This is a genomic window from Streptomyces sp. NPDC015242 (assembly GCF_043079125.1).
GTDB lineage: Bacteria > Actinomycetota > Actinomycetes > Streptomycetales > Streptomycetaceae > Streptomyces.
In genome coordinates this window covers 521,466-546,672 of the sequence record NZ_JBIBUF010000006.1, presented here as the reverse complement: position 1 = coordinate 546,672, position 25,207 = coordinate 521,466, and the positions used below count along the sequence as shown (strand labels likewise).

Sequence of the window (25,207 nt, the reverse complement as noted above, 5' to 3'; positions counted from 1 at the left end):
CGTTGGGGGAGGCCCTGGTGAAAGACGTCGACAAGCTCCGGTCCTACTTGCGACGCGCAGTCGACGACGCGCAGACCCTGCGCGAGCGGGTGCGCGAACTGGAGGAGTCCGCCGGCGAGCCCATCGCCATCGTCGGCATGGCCTGCCGCTATCCAGGAGACGTCCGCTCTCCCGAGGAGCTGTGGCACCTCGTCAGCGAAGGCGTCGACGCCATCACCGACTTCCCCACCGACCGCGGCTGGGACACCGAGAAGCTCCTCGATCCCGACCCGGACCGGCCCGGCGCCTCCTATGTCGCCAAGGGCGGATTCCTGTCCGAGGCGGCCGGGTTCGACCCCGCGTTCTTCGGGATCAGCCCCCGCGAGGCCACGGCCATGGACCCCCAGCAGCGGCTGCTGCTGCAGACCTCCTGGGAGACGTTCGAACGCGCGGGCATCGACCCGGCCACCCTGCGCGGCAGCCGGACCGGCGTGTACGTCGGCGCCATGACCCAGGACTACGGCCCCCGCCTGCACGACGGCGCCGCCGGGTTCGACGGATACCTCCTGACGGGCAACACCGCGAGCGTCGCCTCCGGACGCATCGCCTACACCTACGGGTTCGAAGGGCCCGCGGTGACCGTGGACACCGCCTGCTCCTCCTCGCTGGTCTCGATGCACATGGCCGCCCAGGCTCTGCGCAACGGCGAGTGCTCACTCGCCCTGGCGGGCGGCGCCGCCGTCATGGCCACCCCGGGCATGTTCGTCGAGTTCAGCAGGCAGCGCGGCCTCGCGGCGGACGGGCGGTGCAAGGCGTTCTCCGAGGCGGCCGACGGCACGGCCTGGGCGGAGGGCGTCGGCCTGCTCCTGCTGGAGCGTCTCTCCGACGCGCGGAGGAACGGCCACCAGGTGCTGGCCGTCGTGCGCGGCTCGGCCGTCAACCAGGACGGCGCCTCCAACGGCCTGACCGCCCCCAACGGCCTCTCCCAGGAAGCCGTGATACGCCAGGCCCTGACCGCCGCGGGCCTGACGGCGCAGGACGTCGACGTCGTCGAGGCCCATGGCACCGGAACCAGACTGGGCGACCCGATCGAGGCCGAGGCGCTGCTGGCCACCTACGGCCAGGACCGGCCGGAGGACCGGCCGCTGTGGCTGGGTTCGCTGAAGTCCAACATCGGCCACACGCAAGCCGCGGCGGGCGTGGGCGGTGTCATCAAGATGGTGATGGCCCTGCGGCACGGGGTGCTGCCGAGGACGCTGCACGTGGACCGGCCGTCCTCGCACGTCGACTGGGCGGCGGGCGCGGTCGAGCTGCTGACCGAGGAGCGGCCCTGGCCGGACGCGGGCCGTCCGTGCCGCGCCGCCGTCTCGTCGTTCGGCGTCAGCGGCACCAACGCCCACCTCATCGTCGAGCAGGCTCCGGTGCCCGAAGAGGCCGTCGGTGAGCCGGTGGTGGTGACGGACGGGATGTTGCCGTGGGCGGTGTCGGCGAAGTCGGAGGCCGCGCTGCGCGATCAGGCGCGGCGGCTGCTGGAGCATCTGGACCGGCATCCGGGGCTGACGCCGGCCGAGGTCGGTCACGCCCTGGCGGCGGGCCGGTCGGTGTTCGACCACCGGGCGGTCGTCATCGGCCGTGAACTCGCCGACTACCGGGGTGCGTTGGCCGCTCTCGCGTCGGGTGAGCCCTCGGCCCGGGTGGTGACCGGAACGGCGCCAGCCCGCTCAGGGAAGACGGTGTTCGTCTTCCCCGGCCAGGGCTCGCAGTGGGTCGGTATGGGCGTGGAGTTGATGGCGGCCAGCCCTGTCTTCGCGGAGCATCTGTCCGCGTGTGCGGCGGCGCTTGAGCCGTTCACCGGCTGGAGTCTGATCGACGTTCTGAACCAGGTGGAGGGTGCTCCCGGTTTCGACCGGGTGGATGTGGTGCAGCCGGCGTTGTGGGCGGTGATGGTGTCGCTGGCGCGGCTGTGGGAGCACCTGGGTGTGGTCCCGGACGCGGTGGTGGGTCACTCGCAGGGGGAGATCGCTGCCGCGCACATCGCGGGGGTGCTGTCCCTGGAGGACTCGGCCCGGGTTGTGGCGTTGCGCTCGCAGGCCATCACGGGGATCGCGGGCCGGGGCGGGATGGTGTCGGTGCCGCTGCCGAAGACTGACGCCGCAGCGCTGATCGCTCCGTGGGAGGGGCGGGTGGCTGTGGCGGCGGTCAACGGGCCGTCGTCCACGGTGGTGGCCGGTGACGCGGACGCACTGGATGAGCTGATTGCTCACTGCGAGCAGGCGGGCATCCGGGCCCGCCGCATTCCGGTCGACTACGCCTCGCACACCTGGCACGTGGAGGCTCTGCACGATCAGCTGATGGAGCTGCTGGCGCCTGTCGAGGCGCGTCCGGCCAGGGTGGCGTTCTACTCGACGGTCGCCGGTCATGTCGGTGGGCCGTTGGCCGACACGACGGTGATGGGCGCGGCCTACTGGTACGAGAACCTGGCGACGACGGTCGAGTTCCAGGCCGCGACCCGCGGTCTCCTCGATGACGGGCACACCCTGTTCGTGGAGGCCAGCCCTCACCCGGTGCTGACCCACCCCCTGCAGGAGACCGCCGGGGACAGCGGTGACGTCACCGTCACCGGCACGCTGCGCCGCGACGAGGACTCCTGGCAGCGCGTGCTGACCTCTCTGGCGACCACGCACACCCACGCCGCCGCCGACTGGGCCGCCTTCTACCCGGCCACCCGCCCCACCCACCTCGACCTGCCCACCTACCCCTTCCAGCACCAGCGTTACTGGATGGAAGCGCCCCAGGGCGCCGGAGACGCGGAGGCGGCCGGGCAGGCGGCGGTGGAACATCCGCTGCTCGGTGCGGCGGTGGAACTGGCGGGGTCGGACGTCACCGTGCTGACCGGCCGGTTGTCGTTGCAGACCCACGGCTGGCTGGTCGACCACGCGGTCTCCGGCACCGTACTGCTGCCCGGCACGGCCTTCGTCGAGATGGCGCTCCGCGCGGGCGACGAGGTGGGCGGCGACCACCTGGAAGAACTCACCTTGCAGGCACCCCTCGTGCTGTCCCCGGCCGGCGGCGTCCGGACACGGGTGGAGGTGGGCGAGCCCGACGAGACCGGACGGCGACCGGTGGGCGTCTACTCCCGGCCCGACGGCGAGGGGACAGGTGTGCCCTGGACCCGCCACGCCACGGGGGTCCTCGCCCCCGGCGGTGCCGTGCGGTCCTCGTGGAACCCCCGGGTGTGGCCGCCGGCCGGGGCGGTGCCGGCGGACATCGATGAGCTGTACCCGTCGCTGGCCGCCCTCGGCTACCAGTACGGACCCGCCTTCCAGGGGGTGCGGGCCGTGTGGAAGCGGGGGCGGGAGGTGTACGCCGAGGTGGCGCTGCCGCAGGAACGGCACACCGAGGCGAACGCGTTCGGAGTCCACCCGGCACTGCTGGACGCGGCCCTGCACGCCGGGCTCCTCCCGGACGCCCCGGCGGCCGGGCGGGCGACGGAATCGCCGAGGCTGCCGTTCGTCTGGTCCGGCGTGCGGCTGCACGCGACCGGTGCCACCAGCGTGCGGGTGCGGCTGACCCCGACGGACCACGACGCCCTGGCGGTGGAGATCGCCGACACCGAGGGCGCGCCGGTCGCGTCGGTCGGCTCGCTGGCCCTGCGTCCCGTCGACCCCGGGAAGCTGCCCGGTGCGGGGAACGGCCACCCCGACGCGCTGTTCCGCATGGAGTGGACGAGCCGTCCGGTGCGGGAGACCGAGGCGCCTTCGGCCGCCCCCTGGGCGCTGGTGGGCGGCGACGGACTCGGACTGACCGCCCTTGCGGACAGCGGCGGCGCGCGGGTACGGCGGTACGCGGACCTGTCCGAACTCAGCGACGCGTGGGCGGCACCCGGCGCCTCCCGGCCCGGACTCGTCCTGGCCTGCCTGCTTCCCGGCGAGGACGACACCGCCGGAGATCCCGCCGGTGTGCGCACCGAGCTGCTGACGTCACTGTCCCTGGTCCGGTCGTGGCTCGCGGACGAGCGGTTCGCCGACACCCGCCTGGTGGTCGTCACCCGAGGTGCGGTGGTGACCGGCCCCGCGGAGCGGCCGGCGCTCGCCTCCGCGCCGGTGTGGGGGCTGCTGCGCACCGCGCAGACGGAGAACCCGGACCGTTTCGTCCTCGTCGACGTCGACGAGGACGAGCGTTCCCTGAGCGCCCTGCCCGCCGCGCTCGCCTGCGGAGAACCGCAGCTGGCGGTGCGCGGGGGAGAGGTCCTGGTGCCACGGCTCACCCGGGCCGCGGCGACGGGCACGAGCACCCGGGATGCCGGGCCGGTGTCCGCGCCGCCCGTGTGGAATCCCGAAGGCACGGTACTGATCACGGGCGGCACCGGAACGCTGGCCGGGCTGCTCGCCCGGCACCTGGTCAGCGAGCGCGGCGTACGGCACCTGCTGCTGGTCGGCCGCCGCGGGCCGGCGGCCGAGGGTGCCGGGGAACTCGTCGCCGGGCTGGCCGAACTCGGCGCCACGGCCCGGGCGGTGGCGTGCGACGTGTCCGATCCCGAGGCACTGTCCCGGCTGCTGGAGGCGATACCGGCCGAGCACCCGCTGACCGCGGTCGTGCACACGGCGGGCGTCCTGGACGACGGCCTGGTCTCCGCGCTGACCCCCGAGCGGCTGGACGCGGTGCTGCGGCCCAAGACGGACGCGGCATGGCATCTGCACCGGCTCACCCGCGACCTCGACCTCGCGGCGTTCGTCCTGTTCTCCTCGGTGATGGGCGCGTTCGGCGGAGCCGGGCAGGGCAACTACGCGGCGGCCAACGTCTACCTCGACGCGCTCGCCGTACACCGCCGGGCCGAGGGGCTTCCGGCCACGTCACTCGCCTGGGGCCTCTGGGACCAGCGCAGCGACATGACCGAGGACCTGGACCAGGCGGACCTGGCCCGGATGGCCAGGGCCGGCCTGGCTCCCCTGCGGGCGCAGGAAGGACTCGCCCTGTTCGACGCGGCTCTCGCCCTCGACGAGCCGGTGCTCGTCCCCGCGAAGCTGAACACCGCACGGCTCACCGGGGGCGGCGACGCGACGCTGCCCCCCGTGCTCGGCGCCCTGGTGCGCCCTCGCCCCGCCCGGCGCACCGCCGCCTCCGGTTCACCGGACGGCGCCGCGGGCGGACACCGGTTCGCCGGGATGTCCCCCGCCGAGGCGGAGCGCGAGCTGACGGAACTCGTACGGGCCCACGCCGCGACCGTCCTGGGACACCCGACTCCCGAGGCCATCCGGCCGGACAGCGCGTTCAAGCAGCTCGGCTTCGACTCACTCTCCTCGGTCGAACTGCGCAACCACCTCAACACCGCCACCGGTCTGCGCCTGTCACCGACAGCGGTCTTCGACCACCCGACACCGACCGCGATGGCCCGGCATCTGCGCGGCCAGTTGCTGGGCGACCTGCCGTCCACCGCCCGGCCCACGGCGACGGCCGCCGCGTCGGACGAGCCCATCGCCGTGGTGGGGATCGGCTGCCGGCTCCCCGGCGGCGTGGGATCACCGGAGGAACTGTGGGACTTGGTCACGTCCGGCAGTGAGGCGATCTCGGACTTCCCGACCGACCGCGGCTGGGATCTCGACGGGCTCTACGACCCCGACCCGGGCCGGACGGGCAAGAGCTACGTCCGCGAGGGCGGCTTCCTCTCCGACCCCGCCGCCTTCGACGCCGGTTTCTTCGGCATCAGCCCGCTGGAGGCGACGGCGATGGACCCGCAGCAGCGGCTCCTGCTGGAGGTCGCCTGGGAGGCGATCGAGCGGGCGGGCATCGACCCGACCGCCCTGCGCGGCAGCCCGACCGGTGTGTTCGTCGGCGCCATGACCCAGGAGTACGGCCCACTGCTCCACGAGGCCGGGGAAGGGCTCGACGGCCTGCTGCTGACCGGCAGGATAGCCAGCGTGATCTCCGGCCGGCTGGCCTACTTCCTGGGCCTGGAGGGGCCGGCGATCACCGTCGACACGGCCTGCTCGTCGTCGCTGGTGGCGTTGCACCAGGCGGCGCAGGCGCTGCGGCAGGGCGAGTGCACCCTCGCGGTGGCCGCGGGCGTGTCGGTGATGTCCACCCCGGGCGTGTACACCGAGTTCAGCAGGCAGCGAGGGCTGGCGGCGGACGGACGGATCAAGGCGTTCGCCGCGGCGGCCGACGGCACCAACTGGGGCGAGGGGGCGGGCGTACTCCTCCTGGAACGCCTCTCCGACGCGCGGAGGAACGGCCACCAGGTGCTGGCCGTCATCCGAGGCTCGGCGGTCAACCAGGACGGGGCGAGCAACGGTCTGACCGCCCCCAACGGGCCTTCCCAGGAGCGTGTCATCCGGCAGGCCCTGGCCAACGCCCGCGTCACGCCGGCCGAGGTCGACGTGGTCGAGGGCCACGGCACCGGAACCACCCTCGGCGACCCGATCGAGGCCCAGGCACTGATCGCCACCTACGGCCAGGGCCGCCCGGAGGACCGGCCGCTGTGGCTGGGTTCGCTGAAGTCCAACATCGGCCACACCATGGCGGCCTCGGGCGCCGCCGGTGTCATCAAGATGGTGATGGCCCTGCGGCACGGGGTGCTGCCCAAGACGCTGCACGTGGACGAGCCGACCCCGCACGTCGACTGGACCGCGGGCGCCGTGGAACTCCTGACCGAGGAACGCCCCTGGCCCGACGCGGGCCGGCCGCGCCGCGCCGCCGTCTCGTCGTTCGGCATCAGCGGCACCAACGCCCACCTCGTGCTGGAGCAGGCCCCGGAAACCGGGGACGCGGACGCCGGGGAAGCGCCGGAGCCGGCCCTCGCGACGGACGGACCGGTGCCGTGGGTGGTCTCGGGCAGGACTCCGGCGGCGCTCGCGGCGCAGGCCGGGCGGCTGGGGGAGTTCCTGGCCGCGGACACCGAGGTGTCGCCGGCCGACGTGGGCCTGTCGCTGACGGTGTCGCGGTCGGCGTTCGACCACCGGGCGGTCGTGGTCGCCCGGGAACCGGCGGACCACCGAGACGCGCTCACCGCGCTGGCCACCGGCCGCCCCTCGCCGCATGTGGTCACCGGCACGGTGGCCGCCGAGCCCGGGAAGACGGTGTTCGTGTTCCCCGGCCAGGGCTCGCAGTGGGTCGGTATGGGCGTGGAGTTGATGGCGGCCAGTCCTGTCTTCGCGGAGCATCTGACCGCGTGTGCGGCGGCGCTTGAGCCGTTCACCGGCTGGAGTCTGATCGACGTTTTGAACCAGGTGGAGGGTGCTCCCGGTTTCGACCGGGTGGATGTGGTGCAGCCGGCGTTGTGGGCGGTGATGGTGTCGCTGGCGCGGCTGTGGGAGCACCTGGGTGTGGTCCCGGACGCGGTGGTGGGTCACTCGCAGGGTGAGATCGCTGCGGCGCATATCGCGGGGGTGTTGTCGCTGGAGGACTCGGCCCGGGTTGTGGCGTTGCGCTCGCAGGCCATCACGGGGATCGCGGGCCGGGGCGGGATGGTGTCGGTGCCGCTGCCGAAGACTGACGCCGCAGCGCTGATCGCTCCGTGGGAGGGGCGGGTGGCTGTGGCGGTGGTCAACGGGCCGTCGTCCACGGTGGTGGCCGGTGACGCGGACGCACTGGATGAGCTGATTGCTCACTGCGAGCAGGCGGGCATCCGGGCCCGCCGCATTCCGGTCGACTACGCCTCGCACACCTGGCACGTGGAGGCTCTGCACGATCAGCTGATGGAGCTGCTGGCGCCTGTCGAGGCGCGTCCGGCCAGGGTGGCGTTCTACTCGACGGTCGCCGGTCATGTCGGTGGGCCGTTGGCCGACACGACGGTGATGGGTGCGGCGTACTGGTACGAGAACCTGGCGACGACGGTCGAGTTCCAGGGCGCGACCCGCGGTCTCCTCGATGACGGGCACACCCTGTTCGTGGAGGCCAGTCCTCACCCGGTGCTGACCCACCCCTTGCAGGAGACCGCCGGGGACAGCGGTGACGTCACCGTCACCGGCACGCTGCGCCGCGACGAGGGCGGCCTGAAGCGGTTCTGCGCCTCCCTCGGTGAGGCCTGGGTGCGGGGAGCGGGCGTCGACTGGCCGGCGGTGTTCGCGGGCCGGGGAGCGCGGGTCGTCGACCTGCCGACCTACGCCTTCCAGCACCAGAGGTACTGGCTGGAGACCTCCGGCAGCGAGTGGAGCGTGGTCGCGGCCGGCGAGGCCCCGACCGAGCCGGCCGTGGCGGGCGGGCACCGGTTCACCGGCATGTCCCCGGCCGAGGCGGAGCGGGAGCTGACGGAGGTCGTGCGCGCCCACGCCGCGACCGTGCTGGGGCAGACCACCCCGGAGGCGGTCCGGCCGGACAGCACCTTCAGGGACCTCGGCTTCCAGTCCCTGTCGGCGGTGGAGCTGAGCAACCGTCTGACCGCGGCCACCGGTCTGCGCCTGTCGCCGACGGTGGTGTTCGACCATCCGACACCGGCTGCGATCGCCCGGCATCTGCGCGGTCAGTTGCTGGGAGAGGCGGCGGCCACCCCGGCGCCAGTGGCTGTGTCCGCCGCGTCGGACGAGCCCATCGCCGTGGTGGGGATCGGCTGCCGGCTCCCCGGAGGTGTGGGGTCGCCGGAGGAGTTGTGGGACCTGGTGACGTCCGGCAGTGAGGCGTTCTCCGGACTGCCGACCGACCGTGGCTGGGACGTGGAGGGACTGTACGACCCCGATCCGGACCGGTCGGGCAAGAGCTACGTCCGCGAGGGCGGCTTCCTGTCCGACGCGGCCGAGTTCGACGCCGCCTTCTTCGGTATCAGCCCTCGCGAAGCCCTCGCCATGGACCCTCAGCAGCGTCTCCTGCTGGAGACCGCCTGGGAGGCGTTCGAGCGCGCGGGCATCCGTCCCGAGTCGATGCACGGCACCCGGACCGGCGTCTTCGTCGGCGCGGTGGCGCTGGAGTACGGCCCGCCGCTCCACGAGGCCGCGGACGGCATGGACGGCCTGATGGTGACCGGAAAGATGACCAGTGTCATCTCCGGCCGGCTGGCCTACTTCCTGGGCCTGGAGGGCCCGGCGATCACTGTCGACACGGCCTGCTCGTCGTCGCTGGTGGCATTGCACCAGGCGGCGCAGGCGCTGCGGCAGGGCGAGTGCACCCTCGCGGTGGCCGCGGGCGTGTCGGTGATCGCCACCCCCGGCGTGTTCACCGAGTTCAGCAGGCAGCGCGGCCTGGCGGCGGACGGACGGATCAAGGCGTTCGCGGCGGCGGCCGACGGCACCAACTGGGGCGAGGGAGCAGGCGTGTTGCTCCTTGAGCGCCTCTCCGACGCGCGGAGGAACGGCCACCAGGTGCTGGCCGTCGTGCGCGGGTCGGCGGTCAACCAGGACGGGGCGAGCAACGGCCTCGCCGCCCCCAACGGGCCTTCCCAGGAGCGTGTCATCCGGCAGGCCCTGGCCAACGCACGGGTCCGGGCCGAGGAGGTCGACGCCGTCGAGGCCCACGGCACCGGAACCAGACTGGGCGACCCGATCGAGGCCCGGGCGCTGATCGCCACCTACGGCCAGGACCGGCCGGAGGACCAGCCGCTGTGGCTCGGTTCGCTGAAGTCCAACATCGGTCACCTCGGCGCCGCGGCAGGCGTCAGCGGCGTGATCAAGATGGTGATGGCTCTGCGGCACGGGGTGCTGCCCAAGACGCTGAACGTGGACGAGCCGACCCCCCATGTCGACTGGACCGCGGGCGCCGTGGAACTCCTGACCGACGAACGCCCCTGGCCGGACACAGGACGCCCGCGCCGCGCCGGCGTCTCCGCCTTCGGCGTCAGCGGGACCAACGTGCACGTCGTCCTGGAACAGGCTCCGGTGCCCGAAGAGGCCGTCGGTGAGCCGGTGGTGGTGACGGACGGGACGTTGCCGTGGGCGGTGTCGGCGAAGTCGGAGGCCGCGCTGCGCGATCAGGCACGGCGGCTGCTGGAGCATCTGGACCGGCATCCGCGGCTGACGCCGGCCGAGGTCGGTCACGCCCTGGCGGCGGGCCGGTCGGTGTTCGACCACCGGGCGGTCGTCATCGGCCGGGAACTCGCCGACTACCGGGGCGCGTTGGCCACTCTTGCCGCCGGTGAGTCCTCGCCGCAGGTCGTCATCGGCACGGCGCCTGCTGAGGCAGGCAAGACGGTGTTCGTGTTCCCCGGCCAGGGCTCGCAGTGGGTCGGTATGGGCGTGGAGTTGATGGCGGCCAGCCCTGTCTTCGCGGAGCATCTGACCGCGTGTGCGGCGGCGCTTGAGCCGTTCACCGGCTGGAGTCTGATCGACGTTTTGAACCAGACGGAGGGTGCTCCCGGTTTCGACCGGGTCGATGTGGTGCAGCCGGCGTTGTGGGCGGTGATGGTGTCGCTGGCGCGGCTGTGGGAGCACCTGGGTGTGGTCCCGGACGCGGTGGTGGGCCACTCCCAAGGCGAGATCGCCGCCGCGCACATCGCGGGGGTGCTGTCCCTGGAGGACTCCGCCCGGGTCGTGGCATTGCGCTCACAGGCCATCACCGGGATCGCGGGCCGGGGCGGAATGGTCTCGGTGCCGCTCGCTATGGCTGATGCATCGGTGCTGATCGCCCCGTGGGAGGGGCGGATAGCGGTGGCCGCGGTCAACGGGCCCTCCTCCACGGTGGTGGCCGGTGACGCCGACGCACTGGACGAGCTGCTCGCTCACTGCGAGCAGGCGGACATCCGGGCCCGCCGCATCCCGGTCGACTACGCCTCGCACACCGCGCACGTCGAAGCCCTCCACGACCAACTGCTGGAGCTGCTGGCCCCGGTGCGCGCGCACGAAGCGAGGGTCGCGTTCTACTCCACGGTCGCCGGTCACGCCGGTGGGCCGTTGGCCGACACGACGGTGATGGGCGCGGCCTACTGGTACGAGAACCTGGCCACGACGGTCGACTTCCAAGCCGCGACCCGCGGTCTCCTCGATGACGGGCACACCCTGTTCGTGGAGGCCAGCCCTCACCCGGTGCTGACCCACCCCCTGCAGGAAACCGCAGAGGACGCCTCCGAGGTCACCGTCACCGGCACGCTGCGCCGCGACGAGGACTCCTGGCAGCGCGTGCTCACCTCCCTGGCGACCACGCACACCCACGCCGCCGCCGACTGGGCCGCCTTCTACCCGGCCACCCGCCCCACCCACCTCGACCTGCCCACCTACCCCTTCCAGCACCAGCACTACTGGCTCTCGGACACCACCGGCGTCACCGACCCCCACACCCTCGGCCTGCGTGCGGCCGATCACGGCCTGCTGGGTGCCGCCGTGGCTCTGGCGGACGGTGACGGCCACCTGTTCACCGGGAGCCTGTCGCTGCGCAGCCACCCTTGGCTGGCCGATCACGCCGTACACGGCACACCCCTCGTGCCCGGCACCGCCTTCGTCGAACTCGCCCTTCACGCCGGTCAGTCCACCGACACGCCACACCTGGAGGACCTGACCCTCGAAGCACCCCTGGTTCTGCCCGCCACCGGCGGCTTCCATCTGCAGGTGCACGTGTCGGGGCCGGGCGATGACGGCCGCCGCGCCTTCGCCGTCCACTCCCGGCCCGACGACGCCACACCGGACCGGCCCTGGACCCGCCACGCCACCGGCGCGCTCAGCCCTCAGCCGTCCGCTCCGCCGGACACGGTGGAGTGGGCGGAGCCGACGGCCTGGCCGCCGGCCGGTGCCACCGCCCTGCGCGCCGACACCCTCTACGACCTCATCGCCGGTTTCGGCTACCAGTACGGCCCCGCCTTCCAGGGGGTGACCGCCGCCTGGCGCCGGGGCGACACCCTCTACGCCGAGGTGGCCCTGCCCGGCGACGACAGCACCGACGCCGACCACTACGGCATCCACCCCGCCCTGTTCGACGCCGCGCTCCATCCGAGCGTCTTCGCCCGTTCCGAGCAGAACCCGGACGAGGTGCCCCTGCTGTTCGCCTGGTCGAACGTACGGCTGCACGCCGTCGGAGCCCGGGCACTGCGCGTCCGGACCACCGTGACCGACGCGGGCGCGCTGCGCGTCGGCCTCGCCGACCCGGCCGGGCGGCCGGTGGCCGAGGTCGAGTCGCTGGCCATGCGGCCGATCACCGCGGAACAACTGGCCAAGGCGGTCACGACGGTCACGACGGGCGGGAACGAGCACCTGTTCCGCCTGGACTGGGTCCCCCTGTCCGTCACCGAGAGCCTCTCGGCCGACCGGGTGGCGTTCCTGGGCACCGACGTTCCCGAGGCGCTGCTCGGGTCGCTGCCCGACGGGACCACGGTGACGTGTCACGGGGAGCCGGCGACACTGCCGGCCGACGGCGCCGACGCTGTGCCGGACCTGGTCGTCGCCACCGGCCTGCTGCGCCGGCCCGGCCCGGCCGAGGACGTCCCCGGCTCCGCACGCGAAGCCGTGCGGTACGCCCTGGACCTGATCCGGACCTGGCTGGCCGAGGAGCGACCGGCCGGCAGCCGACTGGTGTTCCTCACCCGGGGGGCCGTCGCGGTCCACACCGGGAGCGAGGCCCCCAGCCCCGCTGACGCCGCCGTCTGGGGTCTGATCCGTACGGCTCAGACCGAGCACCCGGGCCGGTTCACCGTGATCGACGTCGCCGACGAGAACACCGTCTCCGCCGAGGCGTTCCGGGCGGCGCTGGTCAGCGGCGAGCCGCAGGTGGCTCTGCGCGACGGCGACCGGCGGATCCACGTCCCCCGGCTCGTCCGCGACACCCGGAGCCCGTCAGCCCCCGCACCCGAGGCGGCAGTGGGCGGCACCGTCCTGATCACCGGCGGCACGGGCACCCTCGGCTCCCTGTTCGCCCGGCACTACGCGAGGGCCGGGCGGGCCGGGCACCTGCTGCTGGTCGGCCGGCGCGGCATGGACGCTCCGGGCGCCCCCGAACTGGCCGCCGAGGTGACCGAGTCGGGCGTCAAGGTCACCGTCGCCGCCTGCGACACCGCCGACCGCGAGGCGCTCGCCGCGCTGCTCACGGGCATCCCCGAGGAGCATCCGCTCACCGCCGTCGTGCACAGCGCCGGCGTCCTCGACGACGGCATCGTCACCTCCCTGACGGCGGAGCGCGTCGACGGCGTGTTCCGTCCCAAGGTCGACGCCGCCTGGCACCTGCACGAACTCACCCGTGAGTCGGACCTCACCGAGTTCGTCCTCTTCTCGTCCATGGCGGGCGTTCTCGGCACACCGGGCCAGGGCAACTACGCCGCGGCGAACGTCTTCCTCGACGCGCTGGCCCAGCGCCGCCGTGCCGAGGGACTGCCCGCCGTATCGCTGGCCTGGGGATTCTGGGAACAGCGCAGCGACATGACCGGCCACCTGGACGACGCGGACCTGACCCGCGCGGCGCGCCTCGGAATCCAGCCCATCACGGCGGACGAGGGGCTCGCGCTGTACGAGGCGGCCCGTGCCACGGACGGTGCCTGCCCGGTCCCCGCCAAGATCGCTCCCGCTCTGCTCCGGCCGCACCTGGAGACCGGCACCGTTCCCGCGGTCCTCCAAGGCCTCGTACGCGTGCCCGTCCGCAGGGCCGCCGCCACCACGGCGGTCACCGATGCCACCGGCCTCCGCGACCGCTTGGCCCGCCTTTCCCCCGAGGACGCCGAGGAGACCCTCGGCACCCTCGTCCGTACCGAGGTCGCCGTCGTCCTGGGCCATGCCACGCCCGACGCCGTCAGCCTCACCCAGGCGTTCAAGGACCTCGGCTTCGACTCGCTGACCGCGGTGGAGTTCCGCAACCGCCTCAACGCCGCCACCGGCCTGCGCCTGCCCGCCGGCCTCGTCTTCGACCACCCGACACCGCGCCGCCTGGTCACCCACCTCCTGACCACCCTGGCCCCGGCCGCCCCCACGCCCACCGCCGCCCCGGCCGCGCCGCTCGCCACCACCGCCACCGACGAGCCCGTCGCCATCGTGTCCATCGGCTGCCGGTACCCGGGCGGCGTGCGGTCCGCGGAGGAACTGTGGTCCCTGGTGGCGGGCGAGTCGGACGCCGTCGCCGAGTTCCCGGCCACCCGGGGCTGGGATGTCGAGACGCTCTACGACCCCGATCCCGACCGTCCGGGCAAGACCTACGTCCGTGAGGGCGGCTTCCTCTACGACGCCGATGTCTTCGACCCCGCGTTCTTCGGGATCAGCCCCCGTGAGGCCCTCGCCATGGACCCCCAGCAGCGCCTTCTGCTGGAGGTCGCCTGGGAGGCCGTCGAACGGGCCGGCATCGACCCCACCACCCTCCAGGCCACCCCCACCGGCGTCTTCACCGGTGTCATGTACGGCGACTACGGCAGCCGTCTCGACTCCGTACCGGAAGACCTGGAGGGCTACCTGCTCAACGGCAGCGCGGGCAGCGTCGCGTCCGGCCGTGTCGCCTACACCTTCGGGTTCGAGGGCTCGGCGCTGACCGTGGACACCGCCTGCTCCTCCTCCCTGGTGGCCATCCACCTGGCCGCCCAGGCCCTGCGCAACGGCGAGTGCTCACTCGCCCTGGCCGGCGGCGTCACCGTCATGGCGACGCCCGACGTCTTCACCGAGTTCAGCAAGCAGCGCGGCCTCTCCCCGGACGGGCGGTGCAAGTCCTTCGCCGCCTCCGCCGACGGCGCGGGCTGGGCGGAGGGCGTCGGCCTGCTCCTGCTGGAGCGCCTCTCCGACGCGCGGAGGAACGGCCACCAGGTGCTGGCCGTCGTGCGCGGCTCGGCCGTCAACCAGGACGGCGCCTCCAACGGCCTGACCGCCCCCAACGGTCCGGCTCAGGAGCGTGTCATCCGGCAGGCCCTGGCCAACGCCCGGGTCCGGGCCGAGGAGGTCGACGCCGTCGAGGCCCACGGCACCGGAACCACCCTCGGCGATCCCATCGAGGCCCACGCGCTGCTGGCCACCTACGGCCAGGACCGGCCGGAGGACCGGCCGCTGTGGCTGGGCTCGCTGAAGTCCAACATCGGCCACACACAGGCCGCGGCCGGTGTCGGCGGGGTCATCAAGATGGTGATGGCCATGCGCCATGGCCTGCTGCCGAAGACCCTCCACGTGGACGCGCCGACCCCCAACGTCGACTGGGCGTCCGGGGCCGTCGAACTGCTGACGGAGACACGGTCATGGCCCGACACCGGCCACCCGCGCCGCGCCGGTGTCTCCTCGTTCGGTGTCAGCGGCACCAACGCCCACCTCATCCTGGAACAGGCCCCGGACACCACCGACCGGGACGCACCTGCGCCGGTGGTGGTGACGGACGGGACGTTGCCGTGGGCGGTGTCGGCGAAGTCGGAGGCCGCGCTGCGCGATCAGGCACGGCGGCTGCTGGAGCATCTGGACCGGCATCCGCGGCTGACGCCGGCCGAGGTCGGTCACGCCCTGGCGGCGGGCCGGTCGGTGTTCGACCACCGGGCGGTCGTCATCGGCCGCGAACTCGCCGACTACCGGGGCGCGTTGGCCGCCCTCGCGTCGGGTGAGCCCTCGGCCCGGGTGGTGACCGGAACGGCGCCAGCCCGCTCAGGGAAGACGGTGTTCGTCTTCCCCGGCCAGGGCTCGCAATGGGTCGGTATGGGCGTGGAGTTGATGTCCACCAGCCCTGTCTTCGCGGAGCATCTGACCGCGTGCGCGGCGGCGCTTGAGCCGTTCACCGGCTGGAACCTGATCGACGTTCTGAACCAGGTGGAGGGCGCTCCCGGTTTCGACCGGGTCGATGTGGTGCAGCCGGCGTTGTGGGCGGTGATGGTGTCGCTGGCGCGGCTGTGGGAGCACCTGGGGGTGGTCCCGGACGCGGTGGTGGGCCACTCGCAGGGGGAGATCGCCGCCGCGCACATCGCGGGGGTGCTGTCCCTGGAGGACTCGGCCCGGGTCGTGGCGTTGCGCTCACAGGCCATCACCGGGATCGCGGGCCGGGGCGGAATGGTGTCGGTGCCGCTGCCGAAGACCGACGCCGCAACGCTGATCGCCCCGTGGGAGGGGCGGGTGGCGGTGGCCGCGGTCAACGGGCCCTCGTCCACGGTGGTGGCCGGTGACGCGGACGCACTGGACGAGCTGATTGCTCACTGCGAGCAGGCGGACATCCGGGCCCGCCGCATTCCGGTCGACTACGCCTCACACACCGCGCACGTGGAGGCTCTGCACGATCAGCTGATGGAGCTGCTGGCCCCGGTGCGCGCGCACGAAGCGAGGGTGGCGTTCTACTCCACGGTCGCCGGTCATGTCGGTGGGCCGTTGGCCGACACGACGGTGATGGGCGCGGCCTACTGGTACGAGAACCTGCGTACCACCGTGGTCTTCGAGGAAACCGTCCGCGCCCTGCTGGACGACGGGCACACCCTGTTCGTGGAGGCCAGCCCTCACCCGGTGCTGACCCACCCCCTGCAGGAGACCGCAGAGGACGCCTCCGAGGTCACCGTCACCGGCACGCTGCGCCGCGACGAGGACTCCTGGCAGCGCGTGCTGACCTCCCTGGCGACCACGCACACCCACGCCGCCGCCGACTGGGCCGCCTTCTACCCGGCCACCCGTCCCACCCACCTCGACCTGCCCACCTACCCCTTCCAGCACCAGCGTTACTGGCTGTCGGACACCGACGAGCCCGGCACCGGCAATTCGTCCGGCGCTTCCCCGGATGCGGTCGAGGCCGAGTTCTGGGACGCGGTGGACCGGGAGGACCTGGACGCGCTGATCGGCACGCTGGGACTGGGGGACGCGGAGGGCGACGGCGTGAGTACCGCCCTGCCCGCCGTGCTGTCCGCCATGGCGTCGTGGCGGCGGCGCCGGCTGGACCGGTCGGCGCTGGAGAGCTTGCGCTACCGCCCCGTGTGGAAGCCGCTGCCCGGCATCGGGGCCGGGGCGACGCCGGCAGCGGGGACGGGCGCCTGGCTGGTGGCCGTTCCCGAGGCGGCGGCTCAGGACCCGGCGGTGGAGACGGTGCTCGACGCGCTGAGGCAACGCCGGGCCCAGGTGGTCCGGTGGGACATCGCGCCGGCCGACCTGCGGGACCGTGCCGCGCTCGGCCGACGGCTCACCGCCCTCCTCGCCCGGACAGACACCCCCGGCCGGGTCACCGGCGTACTGTCGCTCACCGCGCTCATCGACGACGGCCTGGACGCCGCGCGGGAACCGGTCTCCGCAGGGCTCGCGGGCACGGTCGCCCTGGCGCAGGCGCTGGACGACGCGGGGATGGACGCCCGGCTGTGGTGCCTGACCCGGGAGGCTGTCGCCACGGGAGGCGCCGATGCCGTCACCAACCCGCTGCAGGCCCAGATCTGGGGCCTGGGCCGGGTGATGGCCCTGGAACGGCCGGAACGGTGGGGCGGGCTCGTGGACGTGCCCACCCGACTGGACGGACGTGCCGCGCAGGTGCTGTGCGCGGTCCTCGACGGCGACGGCGGGGCCGACGGCGAGGACGAGGTGGCGGTGCGCGCTTCCGGAGTGTTCGGCCGACGGCTGGCGCGGGCGCCGCTGGGAGCCGCACCGGCGGGGGAGTGGCGGCCCCGGGGCACCGTGCTGGTCACGGGCGGCGCGGGCGAGGTCGGCTCGCACGTCTGCCGCTGGCTCGCCCGGGCCGGCGCGCCGCACCTCCTGCTGGTCGGCAGGCGCGGCAAGGACACCCCCGGCATCACCGAGCTCGAGGCGGAACTGACGGAACTCGGATCGCGCGTGACCGTGGCCGCGGTCGACGCCGCCGACCGGGACGGGCTGCGGGAACTGCTGGCGTCGCTGCCGGAGGAGTACCCGCTGAGCGCGGTGATCCACGGCGCCGCGGTGCTCGCGGACGGCTTGGTGGAGACCCTCACGGCCGAACAACTGGCACGGGTGCTCAGGCCCAAGGTCGCCGCCGCCACCGTGCTGCACGAACTCACCGCCGACCACGAGCTGGACGCGTTCGTGCTGTTCTCCTCGGCCGTCGGCGGCGTCTGGGGCAGCGGCGGGCAGGGCGGGTACGCCGCGGCGAACGCCTTCCTCGACGCGCTGGCCCAGACCCGGCGGGCCGCCGGGCTGCCCGCGACCGCCGTGCACTGGGGGTCATGGAGCGGCGGCATGGTGAGCGGCGAGGTGGAGGAACGCCTGCGCCGGCAGGGGCTGCCGCCGATGGTCCCCGAGACGGCGACGGCGGCGCTGGCCGCCTCGCTCAGCCGGGACGAGACCCAGGTGATGGTGGCCCACGTGGAGTGGGCGGACTACGCGCCCGCGTTCACCGCGGTCCGGCCCAGCAGGCTCATCGCCGACCTTTCCGGCGTCGCCTCCCCCACCCCGGCGCGTCCCGGCGGTCACGCGGACGAGGCGAACGACGACGACCTGCCGGCCCGGCTGAAGGAACTGCCCGACGGCAAGCTGGACGAGGCCCTGCTGGAGACCGTCCGCGCGCACGCCGCGGCGGTCGTCGGCCTGAGCGGACCGGACGCGATCGGCCCCGAGCGGGCGTTCAGCCTGGTCGGCTTCGACTCGCTGACCTCCGTCGAACTGCGCAACCGACTGCGGCGCGTGACCGGGCTGCAACTGCCCACCACGCTGCTGTTCGACTGCCCGACGCCGGCCGCCGTGGCGCGCCACCTGCGGGACGAGCTCTTCCCCGAGCGGACGAGCGACCGCGGTGACGGCGAGGCCTTCACGCCGAACGGCGCCGCGCACGGACCGGACAACGGCGACGTGCCGTCCCTGGACGAGATGGATGTGGACGACCTGGTGCGCATGGCGATGAAGAACGACGTTCCCGACGAGATGCGGAGGCCATGATGGCCCAGTCGAACGAAGCCGTCGTCGAGGCGTTGCGGGCCTCCCTCAAGGAGACGGAACACCTGCGCCGGGTGAACGCCGAACTGTCCGCGGCGGCGCACGAACCGATCGCGATCGTGGGCATGAGCTGCCGCTACCCGGGCGGAGTGCGCTCCCCGGAGGACCTGTGGGAGCTGGTCGCCGCCGGGCGGGACGCCATCTCCGGCTTCCCGGACAACCGCGGCTGGGACGTCGAGAAGCTGTACGCGCCGGAACCGGGCCCGCACGGCACGTCGTACGTGCGCGAGGGCGGCTTCCTGTACGACGCCGACGAGTTCGACCCGGCCTTCTTCGAGATCAGCCCGCGCGAGGCGACGGCGATCGAGCCGCAGCAGCGCCTCCTGCTGCAGACCTCGTGGGAGGCGATCGAGCGGGCCGGCATCGACCCGACCACCCTGCGCGGCAGCCGCACCGGCGTCTTCGTGGGGATCGCGCGCCAGGAGTACGGGCCGCCGCTGCACGAGTCGCCGGAAGCACTCGAGGGATACCTGATGACGGGCACCTCGGTCGCGGTCGCCTCGGGCCGCATCTCCTACGTGTGGGGCTTCGAGGGACCGGCCCTCACCGTCGACACGGCCTGCTCGTCGTCGCTGGTCACGCTGCACATGGCGGCCCAGGCGCTGCGGAACGGCGAGTGCACGCTGGCCCTGGCGGGCGGCGTGACGGTCATGACGATGCCCGGCGTGTTCACCGAGTTCAGCCGCCAGCGCGGACTGGCCCCGGACGGCCGGTGCAAGCCCTTCGCGTCCGCCGCCGACGGCACCGCGTGGGGCGAGGGCGTGGGCCTGCTGCTCCTGGAACGCCTCTCCGACGCGCGGAGGAACGGCCACCGGGTGCTGGCGGTCGTCCGGGGCTCGGCCGTCAATCAGGACGGCGCCTCCAACGGCCTCACCGCGCCCAACGGCCCCTCCCAGCAGCGCGTCATCCGCCAGGCCCTGGCCGACGCCCGGCTGACGGCGGACCAGGTGGACGCCGTCGAGGCGCACGGCACGGGCACCAGGCTGGGCGACCCGATCGAGGCGCAGGCGCTGCTGGCCACCTACGGAAAGGACCGGCCCGCGGACCGGCCGCTGTGGCTGGGGTCGGTGAAGTCGAACATCGGCCACCCGCAGTGCGCGGCGGGCGCGGCGGGCGTCATCAAGATGGTCATGGCCATGCGCCACGGCACCCTGCCCAAGACGCTGCACGTGGACGAGCCGACACCGCACGTGGACTGGTCCGCGGGCGCGGTGGAGCTCCTCACGCGGGCACGGCCCTGGCCGGAGACGGGCGAGCGGCCACGACGGGCCGCCGTGTCGGCGTTCGGCGTGAGCGGCACCAACGCGCACCTGATCCTCGAACAGGCTCCCGGGCAGGACACGTCCGGCGACGCCGCCGGCCCCGTGCCGGACGCCGCGTCCGCGGTGCTGCCGTGGATCGTGTCGGCCCGGTCGGAGCAGAGCCTGCGGGCACAGGCCGGCAGGCTGCGCGACGCCGCCGCCGGCCCCGGCCCGGACCCCGCCGACATCGGCTGGTCGCTGGTGTCGACCCGGGCACACCTCGAACACCGCGCGGTGGTGCTGGGGCGCGACCGGGACGCGCTGCTGAGCGCACTGGCCGCCCTGAGCGACGGCACGGACTCCGCCGGGCTGGTGCGGGGGGTCGCCGGACGGCTCGGCGGTACCGCCCTCATGTTCCCCGGTCAGGGCGCCCGCTGGGTCGGCCTGGCCCGGGACCTGTACGACGCCTTCCCCGCGTTCGCGCGGAGCCTCGACGAGGTCTGCGCGGGCTTCGACCCGCATCTGCCCTACGCGCTGAAGCCCCTCCTGCTGTCCGGCACACTCGCGGAGGAGCGTGCCCAGCGCACCGACGTCGCGCAGCCGGCGCTGTTCGCCCTCCAGGTCGGCCTGTACCGGCTCATCACGCGGTACTGCCCGCCGCCGGACCTTCTCATCGGGCACTCGGTCGGCGAGATCGCCGCCGCCCACGTGTCCGGCGCCCTCGGCCTGGAGGACGCGACCAGGCTCGTGGCCGCGCGCGGACGGGTCATGCAGACGGTCACCGAACGCGGCGCCATGCTGGCGGTCGGCGCTCCGGAAGCCATCGTGGAAGCGATGCTCGCCCCGTACGGCCGTCTCGGTGTCGCCGCCGTCAACGGCCCCGAGTCCGTGGTGGTCTCGGGCGACCGCGACCAGGTGCACGCACTGCGGGACCGCCTCACCGCCGACGGCACCCGCGCCAAGCTCCTGAAGGTGGACCACGCCTTCCACTCGCCGCTCATGGACCCGGTCCTGGAGGACTTCGCGGCGGCGGTCGGAACGCTTCCCCCGGGCAGGCCGGCGATCCCGGTCGTCTCGACCCTGCTGGGCCGCGAGGCCACGCCCGGGGAACTGACCTCCACGGCGCACTGGGTGCGCCACGTCCGCGAACCCGTCCGCTTCCACGACGCGGTGGAACACGCCCGCGCGGCCGGAGCGCGCCTCTTCCTCGAAGCGGGCCCCGGATCGGCCCTGACGAGCATCATCACGGAAGCCTTCGCCGGCGTGGACGACGCGCTGGTCCTGTCCGCGTCGCGGCGCGACCGCGAGCCGGCCGAGGCGCTGATCGGGGCGCTGGCGCAGATGCACGTCCGGGGCGGAACCGTGGACTGGGGCGCCCTGTTCGGGACGCGCCGGCCGGTGGACCTCCCGACGTACGCGTTCGAGCGGCAGCGCTACTGGCTGGACCCCACGGCCGGGAAGAGCACGGCGGACGTGACCTCAGCCGGTCTGTCCGCACCCGAACACCCTTTGCTGGGCGCCGCGGTGGACCACCCCGGCACCGGCGAGGTGGTGTTCACCGGCCGGTGGTCCCTGCGCACCCACGGCTGGCTGGCCGATCACTCCGTGTTCGGCGCGGTCGTCGTACCGGGAACCGCCTACCTCGACCTGGCGCTGTGGACGGGCGACGCCGTCGGCTGCGCGTCGGTCGAGGAACTCTCCCTGGAAGTCCCCCTCGTGCTGCCCGACCCGGGAGAGACGCGGATCCGGGTCGTCGTCGGGGCGCCGGGCGAGAGCGGGCGCCGCTCCCTCGACGTGTACTCGTGCCCCGGCGACGACGGCCCGGCGGCGGACGGCTGGACCCGGCACGCCACGGGCACCCTGTCGCCGAGCGCACCGGCGGCAGCCGTACGTGCCGAGGACGCGCACCCTCTCGCCACCTGGCCGCCGGCCGGGGCGCAACCCCTCGCCGTCGACGGTTTCCACGACTCCCTCGCCGACACGGGCTTCGACTACGGGCCGGTCTTCCGCGGGCTGCGCGAGGTGTGGCGCCACGGTGACGACCTCTACGTGCTGGCCACTCTGCCCGACACCGGCGACGGTCCGGCCGGCCGCGGGTTCGCGCTGCATCCGGCCCTGCTCGACGCGGTGCTGCACGCGGTCGCGGTCGGCGGAGTCATCGACGTGGACGACGGCCGGGGCTGGATGCCCTTCTCCTGGGCCGGGGCGGACCTCACCGCGGAGTGCGGCCCGAGCGTACGGGTCCGGATGACCCCGGTGGGCGAAGGCGTCGTGTCCCTGCTGATCGCCGACGAGCACGGCCGCGGCATCGGGCGCGTATCGGCGCTGACGTTCCGGCCGGCCGGACCCGAGCAGCTGAGCGCGGCGCGCGGCGCGCACGAACGGTCCCTGTTCGAACTGCGGTGGCGGCCCCTCCAGCCGGGCGAGCGGGCGGCCCACCGCGGGCCGTGGGGCGTCATCGGCACCCAGGACGGCCTGGCCGCCCGCCTCCTCACGGCGGGCCACGGGAACGTCCAGTCCTACGCGTCCGTCGACGACGTCCTCCAGGGCGAGGCGCCCCCGCACCTCGTCCTCTGCCTCGACGACGTCGTTCCCGCCGGCCCCGACCTGCTCGCCCGGGTCACCGGCACCGGCACCCGCGTCCTCGACACCGTCCAGCGGTTCCTCGCCGAGGACCGGCTCGCCGGATCGACCCTGGTGGTGCTCACCCGGCTGGCCCTGGACACCGGCACCGGGGAGAGCGTCGAAAGCCTGCCCGGCGCGTCCGTGTGGGGCCTGATCCGCTCTGCCCGGACCGAACACCCCGGCAGGTTCCGGCTGGTGGACATCGACGACGCGGACACCTCCCTCGCCCGCTTCCCCGACGTGCTCGCGCTCGACGAGGAGCAACTGGCCCTGCGCGACGGCGCGTACCTCACGCCGCGCATGACACCGGCCGCCCCGGCGGAACACCGGATCGGACCGCCCCCGGCCGGCCACCGGCTGGGCATCCCGGCGCGGGGCACCCTGGAGAACCTGACCTGGGTACCGTGCCCCGAGGCGGAGGCCCCCCTGACCAGCGGCCAGGTCCGGGTCGCCGTACAGGCCGCGGGGCTCAACTTCCGGGACGTCACCATCGCCCTGGGCCTGGTGGAGCGGACGGCCTTCGGCACGGGACTGGGCAGCGAGGGCGCCGGAACGGTGCTGGAGGTGGCGGACGACGTCACCGGTCTCGCGCCGGGCGACCGGGTGACGGGCTCGTTCTCCGGCGCCTTCGGACGCGTGGCCGTGACGGACCAGCGGCTGCTCATCCGCATCCCCGACGGATGGAGTTACGCCGAGGCGGCGTCCGTGCCGAGCGCCTACCTCACCGCGTACCACGCCCTGTTCCGGCTGATGAAACTGGAGAAGGGGCAGCGCATCCTCATCCACGCCGCGGCGGGCGGCGTCGGCATGGCCGCCGTCCGGCTGGCGCAGCACGTGGGCGCCGAGGTCTACGCCACGGCCAGCCCCGCCAAGTGGCCCGCCCTGCGCCGACTGGGCCTGGACGACGAGCACCTGGCGTCCTCGCGGGACCTGGAGTTCGCGGACACGTTCCTGGCGTCCTCCGGCGGCCGAGGCGTGGACGTCGTGCTGAACTCCCTCGCCCACCGGTTCGTCGACGCCTCGCTCCGGCTGCTCCCCGAGGGCGGCACCTTCATCGAGATGGGCAAGACCGACGTCCGCGACCCCCACCGGGTGGCGGCCGAACACCCCGGAGTCGACTACCGGGCCTTCGACCTGTACGAGGAAGGACCGGACGCGACGCAGGAGATGCTCCGGGCCGTCATGGACCTGTTCGCCGACGGGCGGCTGCATCTGAACCCGGTCTCCGTGCGGGACATCCGCGACGCGCGCAGGGCGTTCCGCGAGATGAGCCAGGGCCGCCACATCGGCAAGATCGTCCTGGAGGTGGGCGAGGCCTTCGGCGGCGGCACCGTGCTGGTCACCGGCGGGACCGGGGGAGTGGGCTCACTGGTGGCCCGGCACCTCGTCACCGCACACGGGGTGCGCAGCCTGGTGCTGGCGAGCCGGCGGGGCAAGGCGGCCGACGGGGTTCCGGAACTGGTCGCGGAGCTGGAGGCGGCGGGCGCCACGGTCGGCGTCGTGGCCTGCGATGTCGCGGACCGGGACGCCGTGGCGGACCTGCTCGCCGATCTGCCGCCGCAGTACCCGCTGACGGCGGTCGTGCACGCGGCGGGCGTCCTGGCGGACGGCACCGTCGAGTCACTGACCGCGGCGGACCTCGCGCACGTGCTGCGGGCCAAGGCCGGCGGCGCCCTCACCCTGCACGAGCTGACCAGGGAACACACCCTGTCGGCGTTCATCCAGTTCTCCGCCCTGGCGGGCACGCTCGGCAGCGCGGGGCAGGCGAACTACGCGGCGGCGAACACGTTCCTGGACGGTCTGGCGGCGTGGCGCAGGACGTCCGGCCTGCCCGGCACCTCGCTGTGCTGGGGCTGGTGGGAAGAGCGCAGCGGCATGACCGCCGGCCTGGACCGGGCCGACCTCTCCCGGACCCGGCGCCTCGGCGTCGCCGCCATGCCCACGTCCGAGGCGCTGGCCCTGTTCGACTCGGCGTGCGCGCTCGACAGGGCCGTGCTGATCCCGGCCCGGATGGACCTGCCCGCGCTGCGCGACAGGGCCGGTGACACGCTGCCGCCGCTGCTGCGCGACCTCGCCGAGGGCAGCCGTCCCCGGCGGACCCGGACGAACACGGCGCAGGCCGGCGACCCCCTCGGGCTGCCCGCCGCCCTGGCCGGGCTGCCGGAGGACGAGGCGGAGGCGGTCGTGCTCGACCGGGTGCGCGAGCAGGCCGCCGTCGTGCTCGGACATCCCACGGGCACGGCCGTCGACGCCGACCAGGCGTTCACCCACCTCGGGTTCGACTCGCTGACCGCGGTCGAACTCTGCAACCGGCTGGCCTCCGCCACCGGGCTGCGCCTGCCGTCCACCCTCGTCTTCAGCTACCCCACGCCGCGTGAGCTGAGCCGGCACCTGTGCGGTCTGCTGCGTCCCGCACCGGACGCCGACCAGGGGGAGGACGCGCAGATCCGGGAGGTGCTGCGGACCGTCCCGATCGACCGCCTGCGCGGCGCGGGCCTCCTGGAACAGGTCCTGGCCTGTGCCGGCCCGCCCCTGACGGACACCGCCGCACCGCCGCCCGGCACGGGCCCGGGCACGGACGCACTGGCGGCCCTTGACCTGGACGCACTGGTCGACCTGGCACTGGACGAGAGGGACAAGTGA

2 protein-coding genes are annotated in these 25,207 nt (G+C 73.9%); both read left to right on the top strand.

The window, feature by feature from the left end; translation table 11 throughout:
• The first annotated feature begins 17 nt into the window (after positions 1-17).
• Complete coding sequence (locus tag ACF07N_RS22840; RefSeq protein ID WP_392115794.1) at positions 18-18,641, top strand: type I polyketide synthase; 18,624 nt, start codon at positions 18-20, stop codon at positions 18,639-18,641.
• Complete coding sequence (locus ACF07N_RS22835) at positions 18,638-25,207, top strand: SDR family NAD(P)-dependent oxidoreductase (RefSeq protein ID WP_392115791.1); 6,570 nt, start codon at positions 18,638-18,640, stop codon at positions 25,205-25,207. The genes ACF07N_RS22840 and ACF07N_RS22835 overlap by 4 nt, the downstream gene beginning before the upstream one ends.

Bases quoted from the DNA above. Each gene is read 5' to 3' on its own strand.
- ACF07N_RS22835 (WP_392115791.1), top strand. From the start codon at position 18,638: ATGATGGCCCAGTCGAACGAAGCCGTCGTCGAGGCGTTGCGGGCCTCC.